This is a genomic window from Kangiella japonica, assembly GCF_039523535.1.
Taxonomy (GTDB): Bacteria; Pseudomonadota; Gammaproteobacteria; order Enterobacterales; family Kangiellaceae; genus Kangiella; species Kangiella japonica.
The window spans coordinates 208,733-220,361 of record NZ_BAAAFM010000001.1 but is presented as its reverse complement, the minus strand read 5'-3'; the positions used below and the strand labels follow the sequence as shown (position 1 = coordinate 220,361).

The window sequence follows — 11,629 nt, the reverse complement described above, 5'->3', positions numbered from 1 at the left end:
TTTATGAACTAGGTTGAGTATGAACAATATAGTTCACGTCAACATTATCACTCATCCAGTATTTTTTTGTTAATGGATTGTAGTGCATGCCTTCGATACTTTTAAACGCCAATCCATTCGGGCGACTCCAAGCTTCGAGCTCTGAAGGGCGAATAAACTTTTTGAAATCGTGTGTTCCCTTAGGCAACATTTGCAGTACATATTCAGCGCCAACAATTGCGAATAAAAAGCTTTTAGGATTACGGTTGATGGTAGAGAAGAAAACATCACCATCGCTTTTCACTAGCTTACGACAAGCTTTAATGATCGAGTCGGGCTGTGGCACATGCTCTAGCATTTCTAAACAAGTAATTACATCGAACTCGCCAGGGTGTTGCTCGGCGAAATCTTCTGCAGTGGACTGTAAGTAATCAATTTCAACGCCGGACTCTAATTTATGTAGCTTGGCCACTTGCAGCGGCATCTCGCCCATATCAATACCGGTAACAATTGCGCCTTCTTTGGCCAAAGCCTCGGATAAAATACCACCGCCGCAGCCCACGTCTAAGATTCTTTTGCCACTTAAGTTTCCAACACGATCTCTAATAAACTTTAGACGTAATGGGTTAATGTCATGCAATGGCTTGAAGTCGCCTTCTTTATCCCACCAGCGAGACGCCATTTGTTCGAATTTGTTGATTTCGTGAGGATCAACATTTGGCTGATTGTGATTGTCTTGTGCTTCGGACATGAGGTTTGCCTTATGAGTCTTGAATTTTGTTGCGCCACTTTTTTGCCATGGCAATGAGTGTGCCGTGATCCAACTGGGTTAGCTGGCCATCTTTAACCTGTAGTTTACCATTAACCCAAACGTGGGATACTTGTTCGCGCCCAGCAGTATATACGATTTGTGAAACAGGATCATAGAGCGGTTGTGACTGAATAGTGTTGAGATTAATCGCCACCATATCGGCAGCCTTGCCTACTTCTAGTGAACCACAGGTTTCCTCTAAGCCAAGGGCTTTGGCACCGCCCATGGTTGCGCTGTATAAAATATCGGTGGCGGAGCAGGCCTGTGCAGAGCCAGTATAAACTTTGCTTAACAATGAGGCGGTTTTCATTTCTGAGAACATATTAAGGTCATTGTTGCTAGCGTTACCGTCCGTTCCTAGCGCCACGTTAATCCCAGCTGTCATCAGATCTTGAACCGGACTGATTCCACTCGCAAGCTTCATGTTGGATTGTGGGCAGTGAACCACAGAAACGCCATGACTGGCTATGGTTTCGATCTCGTTGCGTTGTAGCTGAGTCATGTGCACAGCAATTAGATTTGGGTTTACCAGCCCTAATTCTTGTAAGCGTTTTAAAGGCCGTTTGCCATATTGCGACAAGCTTTCTTTAATTTCATGCGGCGTTTCATGGATGTGCATGTGAACTGGAATCGATAGTTCATTGCTTAGCGTTGAGACTTTGCTTAACGGCTCGTCAGAAACGGTGTAAGGCGCGTGTGGCGCGAAAGCAAAGCTTAATAAATCACTGTGCTTATAGTCATCACGTAAACTCAAGCCTTTTTTGAGATAGGCTTCCCAGCCCGATCCCCATACAGAAGGGAAATCAAAAATTAGCATGCCAACCATGGCTCGCATACCAAGATCTTGGCTAACCTTGGCCGTCATGTTGGGTTGAAAGTACATATCATTGAAGCAAGTGGTACCAGACAGCAACATCTCAGCAATGGCTAAAGTCACGCCGTCTTCACAAAACTTGTCATCAACCCACTTTTTCTCTGCCGGCCAAATATGATTCTCAAGCCACATCATCAGCGGCAAGTCATCTGACAACCCTTTAAACAAACTCATGGCTGCGTGGGTGTGGCAGTTTACAAACCCTGGTAATAGAGCTTGCCCTGGAAGTGATAAGTGATGTTTAGTTTGATAATTCTTCAATAGCGAATCGGTTGGCGCAATAGCAACGATTTTTTGCTTATTGATGGCTATGGAGTGTTGCTTTAATGGCTTCGGTTGTGATCGGCCATTATGACTAATAGGGATAATCCACTCTGGACTAATGATCTGTTCAACTTGATTCAAGGTTGTTTGCTCCGCGGTCTGGCTCAAAGCGTTCTCACTTCAATAATCAATGAGTTATCAGAGGCCATTATACTCAACAAAAGCCTAATTCCTAACCAATCAAAAATATATTGCTGAATCGTTCAAAAAACATACGGAGTTAATCATAAAAATTAGCGAAAAATAGAGGTCTGTGTTAGAATTCTCTGCTTAAATCGAAGCATAATGTCTTTGAGCTACTAACTATAACTATCAGAATTTAAAGGGTTTTTCAGAATGGGTGAACTTGCCAAAGAGATCCTGCCGGTCAACATTGAAGATGAATTAAAAATGTCCTATTTGGATTACGCCATGAGCGTAATCGTTGGTCGTGCACTGCCAGATGTTCGTGATGGACTTAAGCCTGTACACAGACGTGTCTTGTACGCCATGAATGTACTCGGTAATGATTTTAACAAGCCTTACAAAAAGTCGGCACGTGTTGTCGGTGACGTGATTGGTAAATATCACCCCCACGGCGATTCCGCGGTTTATGACACCATTGTGCGTATGGCGCAACCGTTCTCCCTGCGTTATATGTTAGTTGATGGTCAAGGTAACTTCGGTTCGATTGACGGCGACTCAGCGGCTGCCATGCGTTATACCGAAGTTCGCATGATGAAATTGGCCCATGAGCTATTAGCAGATCTGGATAAAGAGACTGTCGATTTCGAAGATAACTATGATGGTTCCGAGTCTGAGCCAACGGTACTGCCAACTAAAGTCCCTAATTTATTGGTTAACGGTTCTTCAGGTATCGCGGTTGGAATGGCGACCAACATTCCGCCACATAACTTAAATGAAGTTATCGATGGCTGTTTGGCGCTTATTGAAAATCCTGACATTACCATTACCGAGTTGATGGAATACGTGAAAGGCCCAGACTTCCCAACAGCAGCTATTATTAACGGCCGTGCTGGTATCGTTGATGCTTACCATACTGGCCGAGGCAAGATTTACTTACGTGCCCGTAGCCATGTTGAAACGGATCCTAAAAATGGTAAAGACTCGATTGTCGTGACTGAGCTTCCATATCAGGTAAATAAAGCTCGATTGATTGAAAAAATCGCTGATTTAGTTAAAGACAAAAAAATTGAAGGTATTACTGGTCTTCGCGATGAGTCGGATAAAGACGGTATGCGAATGGTGATTGAACTGCGTAAAGGTGAAGTGCCAGAAGTGGTTTTGAATAACCTTTATGCACAGTCGCAAATGCAGAATGTCTTCGGTATTAACATGGTTGCGCTAGATAATGGTCAACCACGACTGTTTAACCTTAAAGATGCTATCGATGCTTTTGTGACACACCGCCGAGAAGTTGTCACACGTCGTACGATTTATGACTTGCGTAAAGCTCGTGAAAAAGCTCATGTATTAGAGGGATTAGCCATTGCTTTGGCCAATATTGACGAAATTATTGAGCTGATCAAGCAATCACCAACACCTAAGGAAGCTAAAGAAGAATTAATGACCCGTAACTGGGCGCCTGGTCAGGTTGCGGATATGTTAGCTCGAGCCGGAACAGAAGCCTGCCGTCCGGAGCACTTGCCGGCTGATTTTGGTTTCCACGATGGCTTCTACAAGCTATCTGAAGAGCAAGCCAAAGCAATTCTAGAGTTACGCCTACATAAGCTGACAGGTCTTGAGCACGATAAAATTATTAGTGAATACAAAGACTTGCTAGGCTTGATCGAAGAGCTACTACATATCCTAATGAGCAAAGAACGTTTGTTGGAAGTGATTTGTGAAGAGCTAGAAGAAGTTAAAGAAGCTTATGGTGATGAGCGCCGCTCTGAAATTCTGGATAGTAAGCTAGACTTAACGATTGCCGACTTGATTACTGAAGAAGATGTAGTGGTGACACTGTCACATGAGGGCTATGTGAAGTATCAATCACTTTCTGATTATAAAGCTCAGAGACGTGGTGGTCGTGGTAAGTCAGCAACTAAAATGAAAGACGAAGACTTTATCGATCGCCTGCTTGTTGCTTCGACACACGATACTATTTTGTGTTTCTCTACACGCGGAAAAGTCTATTGGCTGAAAGTTTTTGAGTTGCCAAATGCTGGTCGCGGTTCGCGTGGTAAACCGATTGTTAACGTATTACCACTAGAAAAAGATGAAAAAATCAGTGCAATTTTGCCGGTTCGTGAATACTCAGAAGATAAATTTGTATTTATGGCGACTGCGAACGGTACGGTTAAGAAAACTTCGTTGGAGCAATTCTCGCGACCTCGAGCCAACGGAATTATCGCCTTGACGATTGCTGATGATGACGAGCTGATCGGTGTGGCGGAAACCACTGGTGATGATGAAATCATGTTATTCAGTGATGCTGGCAAAGTGATTCGCTTTGGCGAAGATGCTGTTCGTGCCATGGGTAGAACAGCACGTGGTGTTCGCGGTATGAAGCTCCCTGATGGCGCTAAAGTCATTCAAATGCTAGTAGCGGAAGACAACTGCTCAATCTTAACGGCAACCGAAAATGGTTACGGAAAGCGTACAGCAGTAGATGATCACCCATTACGTGGACGTGGCGGTCAAGGTGTGATTTCTATCCAGATGAGCGAAAGAAATGGTCAGGTAGTCTCTGCTGTTCCTGTTATTGATGGTGACGAAGTCATGCTGATCAGTAAAGGTGGCACACTAATCAGAACTGGCGTTGATGATATTCGTGTGATGGGCCGTAATACGCAAGGGGTTCGCTTAATTCGATTGGATGAAGGCGAAGACCTAGTGGGACTACAGCGCATCGTTGAGCTTGATGTTGAGGATGATGAAGAGGGCGAACAGGCTGAAGAGCAAAGCCAGGCATCTGAATCAGACGAAAGCTCTACAGACGAATAAGCTTAAATATTGATTAAATTTGCTAAAAGTTAATAACTGGAGAGAAGATGACTCGCGCATTTAACTTTAGTGCTGGGCCTGCCGCGATACCAACCGAAGTATTAGAGCGGGCTCAAAAAGAACTACTCAATTGGAATAATTACGGTTGCTCAGTGATGGAACTGGGCCACCGTACTCCAGACTTCCAAGGGATTTTAGATAACACTGAAGCAAATTTTAGGAAGCTATTAAAGATCCCCGCTAACTATAAAGTGTTATTCATGCATGGTAGCGCATCGCATCAGTTTTCTATGGTGCCGATGAATTTTCTTGCCCCTGGCGAGACGGCTAATTATCTTGAGATGGATCATTGGTCAAAAATGTGTATCAAAGAAGCAAAGCGCTTTAACGATATTCATGTTGAGCAAGGCGTTCGTACTAACTCTGATGGTCAATTGGAGCTGATCCCAGAAGATGAGTGGAAGTTAGACGAAAAAGGAAAGTATCTACACTTTACATCAAACGAAACAATTGTAGGCATTCAATTCCAAGATGATCCGAATCGTTTTGCTGGCAAATTAGTTAGTGATATGTGCTCTGACATCCTGTCTCGACCTATCGACATTGAAAAATATGCCTTAATTTATGCTGGTGCCCAAAAGAATATAGGGCCATCTGGCATGACGGTGGTGATTGTTCGTGAAGACCTGTTCGAAAGTTTTCAGACCGAGCGAGTCCCAGCTTTATTCCAATACCCTTACGTTTCGGAAAAAGGTTCGATGCCTAACACTCCTCCAAGCTTCGGTATTTATTTTGCCGGCTTAGTTTTTGAGTGGTTATTGGAACGGGGCGGCGTTGAAGAAATGCATCGTCAGAATCTAGAAAAAGCCAACTTGCTCTATGATTTCGTGGATCAATCTGATTTTTATCATTCGCCAGTGGCCAAAGGCTCCCGTTCATTTATGAATGTCGCCATTCAGATGAAAGACAGAAGCAAAGAAGAACAGTTCCTCGCAGAAGCCAGAGAACAGCACCTCATCGCACTAAAAGGCCATAAAACCTTCGGTGGCCTACGTGCCAGTATTTATAACGCTATGACGCTTGATGGCGTCAAAACACTAATTCGGTTTATGGAACGGTTTGAGCGTAGTTAGCCCTGCGCTCTGCTAACATCAAGTAATCTTTTGATGAGTTCAAAAGGTAAAAAGTGAGCCTAAGCCGCTGGTTAGTCGCGTCTTATTTAAAACCACACTTATATTCATACGAATACTCCTTTCTTCAATCAGCTCTTTATTTCTTATATAAATTTAACTGTTTATGGGTTAGTCAAATAACTCAGGTGTACATACTGAGTAGTATAAACAGCTTGGAATTTTCAACTGGACAATTTAGTTCAATATAAACACAAAAATAAGTGTGACGCGCGTCACGCTTTTGAGATTGGTTTTAAAATCTTTTGTATTTGTTAAGGATAAAAGTACAAACGCACTCCACAGCTCATTCAGTGTTGAAACAATTGTTTAAAAATCCTTATAAGCTGTTATATATGGGGCAAAGAGAAAATCCAAAGTGCACTGATCTGATACAACTCTAAGGTTTTGAAATCTATATCTTTAACTTCAACTACAGTGTCTTATTAAAATTCTGAAAAAGGGTATTTTTTGCCTATTGCATTCACTCCTTAAAAGCATTAGTTTTGTTACGGGGTTAGGTTTTAAGGATTATAAAATCTAAGCGATATAAAAAAACATTGTCAAATAACAAGGAGACAATTCTATGGGGAAATCAATTTCCTTTAAAAAGGCTATTGCGCATACAGCTGTTGTTGTTGCGCTGGGCTTTGGAGGCAGTAATCTTTATGCTGCTAGTAATGTTAATGGTGTGATTGCTGGTGATGTATCCGTTGGTAACGCTACCGTAACGGTTACTAATGAAAGCACAGGCTTTGTACGTACAGTTCAAACTAATGCTGATGGAGATTATGTGATCCCATCATTGCCAGTCGGACAGTATAAGGTAACTATTTCTAAAGATGGTTACCAGACGTATACGAGAGAAGTTCGTGTAGCAATAGGTACAAGAGCAAACATTGATGCAAACCTTGTTGAAGAGGGAGTTGAGACGGTCACTGTTACTTCAAGCAGAGTTCGTTTAGATACCTCTACATCAGAGTCAGCTTTAAACATTACTGAAGCTGAACTTGATGTTTTGCCTGTAGGTCGAAATGTTACTGCGGTAGCTTTATTAGCTCCAGGTACACTACAGGGAGACTCAGCATTTGGTAACTTACCGTCGTTTGGTGGTGCAACGGTTGGTGAAAATGCATATTATATCAACGGTTTCAACGTTACAAACTTCCGTAATGGCTTAGGTGGAAGCACTATTCCCTTTGAGTTTTATGAAGCATTCCAAGTGAAAACCGGTGGTTATAGCGCTGAGTTTGGCCGATCTACAGGTGGTGTTGTCAACGCTGTAACCAAGTCAGGTACCAATGAGTTTGAATGGGGCGTTGATTTTTATTGGCAGCCAGATAGCTTACGTGAGGGCCGTAGAGATATCGTTCGTCCAAGCGATGGCACAGTGTTAACTGATAATAGCCAAGATGAAGATGATTTTAAAAATGCAGTAATACATGCTAGTGGTGCAATTGTTGAAGATACTTTGTTCTTCTATGCGCTTTACAACCCAAACGATAATGAAACTCAGGATCTTGTAAGTGGTGGTAGCCAAATTCAAAGAGGTACGAACGATGATGCCTTCTGGGGTGCGAAGCTAGATTGGCAAATTTCTGCGAATCATTTATTAGAATATACAGGGTTCTCTGATGGCAGTAGTTCTGAGTTTGTAACAACCGATTTAGATGGTAGTAACCCTCGAATAGCTTTCCAGAATGCTGGTGGTGACAACCATATTTTAAGCTATACCGGCCAGTTTGGTGACCTAGGTGTTAGAGCACTATATGGTGAAAGTGAGTATGATCGTACAGCATATAGTGCGCTCGATGGTAACCCGTTAATTATTGATATCCGCGGTGGCGTTCGTCGTGACTTAGGTAACTGGGCAAATGGCTTGGTTGGTACATCTAAAGACGAAAAGGACGCATTCCGTTTAGATTTCGATTGGTATCTAGGCGATCATCAACTGCGTTTTGGCTTCGATGAGGAAAACTATACTGCATCTGACCTTCAGCAGTATTCTGGTGGTGTTTACTGGTTATATAACGATGATGCCGGTAGTAGCACAGGAGAAAATGTTCGTGAGCGCTTCTACTTCAACGGCGGTGATTTCGACACAAAATCTCGAGCGTTATATATAGAAGACATTTGGACTCTTGGAGACGTAACATTATCCTTAGGCTTACGTAACGAATACTTCGATAATAAAAACGCTAATGGTAATACGTTTACTAAGATCGATGATCAGCTGGCACCGCGATTAGGTATGGCTTGGGATATCCATGGCGATGGTTCTGCAAAGTTATTTGCTAACTATGGTCGTTATCATTTACCTGTCGCTACTAACACAAATGTTCGTTTAGCAGGTTCGGAATTCTTCACTGAGCAATATCTAGAATTGGAAGGTTTAAATGCTGATGATAGTCCAATAATAGGCGCTCCTTTAGGCCCTGTATCTGTATTTGGTAATGGTGAAGTGGCTGATGAGCGTTCAATCGTTAATCAGAACTTAGATCCTATGTATCAGGACGAATACTCAATTGGCTATGAGATGGCATTTGAAAACAACGTTACGGCAGGCGTACAGTTCATTCGACGTGATCTAAAGTCTACGCTTGAAGATGTTGCTATCGATGCTGCAGTATTGGATTGGGCTGCTGAAAATGGTTTAACTCAAACTGTGGACGGTGAAGACCCTGCTGATGTTTGGGGCGGCTTTCACCAGTACGTGCTAACAAACCCTGGTCAAGATATGAGAATTTATCTTCCTGAGTTTGAGCAATTCGCAGATCTATCTGCAGAACAATTAGGTTACCCTGAATCTACTCGAAAATATAACGCGATTAAGTTTGACTTCCAGCGTCCTTGGGATGGAGATTGGGCATTGCAAGGTTCATACGTATGGTCTCAAAGCTATGGTAACAATGAAGGCTTTGTACGAAGCGATAATGGTCAAGACGATGCAGGTTTAACCACCTTGTTTGACCAGCCAGGGCTACTAGACGGTGCTTACGGTTACCTACCAAACGACCGCCGCCATACTTTGAAGTTATTCGGTCGCTTTGGTTTAGCGGATGAGTGGCAGCTTAGCTATAACTTCTTGTGGCAGTCTGGTCGTCCTGTCAATGCGTTTGGTGTTCACCCAACAGATGCATTTGCAGCTGCTTATGGAGCTGAATCGTTCTATGACAACGGCGTTTTGGTACCTCGTGGTAGCCGTGGTAGAACTCCTTCCATTAAAGAGCTTGATTTAGGTTTACAGTACCAGCCTCACTGGGGTGAAGACTATGCGTTAACATTCCGTTTAGATATGTTCAATGCTTGGACTACAGATACTTACCGCGAAGTTGTTGAAACTGCTGAAACTGATTCAGGCAATCCTAACCCTAACTACCTTACTCCTACTAGCTACCAGAGTCCTAGTACGGTTCGTGTAGGGTTCTCAGTAAACTTCTAATATAAAGAAGTAAAACCTATAGATACTTAGGCCGCCTTGTGCGGCCTTTTTTATATTTCCACATAAAATCTCGAATTCTTAGTATATAGGATGAAAGTTGAAGCATTTTCTTGGATAATGTGGCGCAAATTTGTATAGCCGAGCAAATCGTTAGATAAGGCGATTAAGGGGTAGGCTATAAAGGATAGTAACGGAGTTTCTTATGAGTTGTGATTTTATACAGTTAGCGAATTCTGGTGTGCAAGAGTTACACCCATACCAACCAGGTAAACCAATCTCTGAGTTAGAAAGAGAGCTAGGTATTACCAATATTGTTAAGTTGGCGAGTAACGAGAACCCAATTGGCATAAGTTCAATGGCGCAGGCTGCTATGGAGAAAGAATTTTCCGAACTAGCACGTTATCCTGATGCGAACGGATACTATCTTAAGGCTAAAATCGCTGAGCGTGTTGGCGTTGGTATTAATCAAATAACGCTTGGTAATGGTTCAAACGACGTACTTGAACTGATTGCTCGAGTTTTCGTGGCCCCTGAACATGAAGTGATTTTCTCACAACACGCTTTTGTGGTGTATCCAATCGTCACGCAAGCTATTGGCGCTAAAAAAGTAGTAATTCCGGCTAAAGACTGGGGCCATGATCTAGAAGCTACAGCCGCAGCGATTACGCCAAATACGCGCATGATCTTTATTGCGAACCCTAATAACCCAACGGGTACTTGGGTTAAGTCTGCAGAGCTTAAAGCCTTTATGGACAAGGTGCCTGAAGACGTTTTAGTGATACTGGATGAGGCTTATTACGAGTATGTGGAAGACAAAGACTACCCACAAACAATCCCATGGATTAAAGAATACCCGAATCTTATCGTGACTCGTACTTTCTCTAAAGCTTATGGTTTGGCAGGGGTTAGAGCGGGCTATGCGGTTGCAAATGAAGAAATTACGGGACTTATTAATCGCCCACGTCAGCCATTCAATATGAATTCATTGGCTTTAGCGGCTGCGGAAGCTGTGTTAGATGATCATGCTTACTTACAAAAGGCGCTAGACGTTAATAAAGCAGGCATGGAGCAATTAGAAGCGGTATTTAAAGAACTAAACTATGATTATATCCCTTCGGTAACCAACTTTATTACTGTTGACATGGGAAAACCTGCGGGCCCAATCTATCAGCACATGCTAGAGCAAGGTGTCATTGTTCGTCCGGTGGCTAATTACGAAATGCCTAATCACTTACGCGTGAGTATTGGCCTTGAAGAAGAAAATGCTAAGTTTATCCGTGTATTACGTGATATGACCAAGTAGTCGTTGGTCAGGAACAGCATTCTATAGTTAAAAAACAAGAGAGCATTTATGAGTGGACATAGCGCAGAGAGTATTCCGGTAATCACCATTGATGGCCCGAGCGGCTCAGGAAAAGGAACTATCAGCCAGATTATAGCGTCTAAACTAGGCTATCATCTATTGGATAGTGGCGCCTTATATCGACTTACTGCACTAGCGGTTATCAATAACAATATTAACGTTAACGATACGGAAGCAGTCGCAAAAGCCGCTTTAGCTCTCGATGTTGTGTTTGAGCCTCAAACTGATGGCGAGCAAAAAGTGCTTCTAAATGAGCAAGATGTAGGTGTGGAGCTACGACTTGATGAAACCAGTGAGATGGCTTCTAAAGTGGCTGCTATCCCCGAAGTTCGTGATGCGCTTTTAATTCGTCAGAAAAGATTTCGTCAGTTACCAGGTTTGGTCGCCGACGGACGCGACATGGGAACAGTGGTTTTCCCTAACGCAAAACATAAGGTGTTTTTGACTGCAAGCCCCGAAGTACGGGCAGAAAGACGACACAAACAGTTGATCGAAAAGGGCGTAGATGCTAATATTTCGCACCTTCTTAAAGGCATCATCGAAAGAGATGAGCGTGATCGCACTCGTACTGTGGCCCCATTGGTGCCAGCAGAGGGTGCATTTGTTGTTGATAGCTCGACTATTTCTATCGATGAAGTTGTTCAGCAAATCTTTGATTTTATAGGGTTTTCTGAGAAGTAATTGGAAAAGTTAGTTCGCATGGATGATGAACTAATATAAC

7 protein-coding genes are annotated in these 11,629 nt (G+C 42.9%); 5 read left to right on the top strand and 2 right to left on the bottom strand.

The window, feature by feature from the left end; translation table 11 throughout:
• Position 1: 1 nt before the first annotated feature.
• A complete protein-coding gene (ubiG, locus tag ABD128_RS00995; protein WP_343985320.1) occupies positions 2-730 on the bottom strand; it encodes a bifunctional 2-polyprenyl-6-hydroxyphenol methylase/3-demethylubiquinol 3-O-methyltransferase UbiG in 729 nt (242 codons plus the stop codon).
• A 10-nt stretch (positions 731-740) separates the two neighbouring features.
• Positions 741-2,096, bottom strand: a complete 1,356-nt coding sequence (locus ABD128_RS00990; protein WP_343985318.1) for a TRZ/ATZ family hydrolase — start codon at positions 2,094-2,096, stop codon at positions 741-743.
• A 228-nt stretch (positions 2,097-2,324) separates the two neighbouring features.
• On the opposite strand from ABD128_RS00990, the gene gyrA reads away from it, so the two are divergent.
• The 5 genes from gyrA to cmk all read left to right on the top strand — a co-directional run bounded on the left by gyrA (position 2,325) and on the right by cmk (position 11,589).
• A complete protein-coding gene (gyrA, locus tag ABD128_RS00985) occupies positions 2,325-4,934 on the top strand; it encodes a DNA gyrase subunit A (protein ID WP_343985316.1) in 2,610 nt (869 codons plus the stop codon).
• Positions 4,935-4,981: 47 nt separating this feature from the next.
• Positions 4,982-6,067, top strand: a complete 1,086-nt coding sequence (gene serC / locus ABD128_RS00980) for a 3-phosphoserine/phosphohydroxythreonine transaminase (RefSeq protein WP_343985314.1) — start codon at positions 4,982-4,984, stop codon at positions 6,065-6,067.
• A 622-nt stretch (positions 6,068-6,689) separates the two neighbouring features.
• A complete protein-coding gene (locus tag ABD128_RS00975; protein ID WP_343985312.1) occupies positions 6,690-9,545 on the top strand; it encodes a TonB-dependent receptor in 2,856 nt (951 codons plus the stop codon).
• 202 nt (positions 9,546-9,747) lie between these two features.
• Entirely contained in the window at positions 9,748-10,848 is a 1,101-nt protein-coding gene (gene hisC / locus ABD128_RS00970; RefSeq protein ID WP_343985311.1) for a histidinol-phosphate transaminase, read from the top strand.
• A gap of 48 nt (positions 10,849-10,896) precedes the next feature.
• A complete protein-coding gene (gene cmk, locus ABD128_RS00965; protein WP_343985310.1) occupies positions 10,897-11,589 on the top strand; it encodes a (d)CMP kinase in 693 nt (230 codons plus the stop codon).
• The last annotated feature ends 40 nt before the right edge of the window (positions 11,590-11,629 follow it).

What these genes read in the sequence shown, in the direction of transcription:
- hisC (WP_343985311.1), top strand. Translation starts at nt 9,748, where the DNA reads ATGAGTTGTGATTTTATACAGTTAGCGAATTCTGGTGTGCAAGAGTTA.
- ubiG (WP_343985320.1), bottom strand. Translation starts at nt 730, where the DNA reads ATGTCCGAAGCACAAGACAATCACAATCAGCCAAATGTTGATCCTCAC.
- gyrA (WP_343985316.1), top strand. Translation starts at nt 2,325, where the DNA reads ATGGGTGAACTTGCCAAAGAGATCCTGCCGGTCAACATTGAAGATGAA.
- cmk (WP_343985310.1), top strand. Translation starts at nt 10,897, where the DNA reads ATGAGTGGACATAGCGCAGAGAGTATTCCGGTAATCACCATTGATGGC.
- ABD128_RS00975 (WP_343985312.1), top strand. Translation starts at nt 6,690, where the DNA reads ATGGGGAAATCAATTTCCTTTAAAAAGGCTATTGCGCATACAGCTGTT.
- serC (WP_343985314.1), top strand. Translation starts at nt 4,982, where the DNA reads ATGACTCGCGCATTTAACTTTAGTGCTGGGCCTGCCGCGATACCAACC.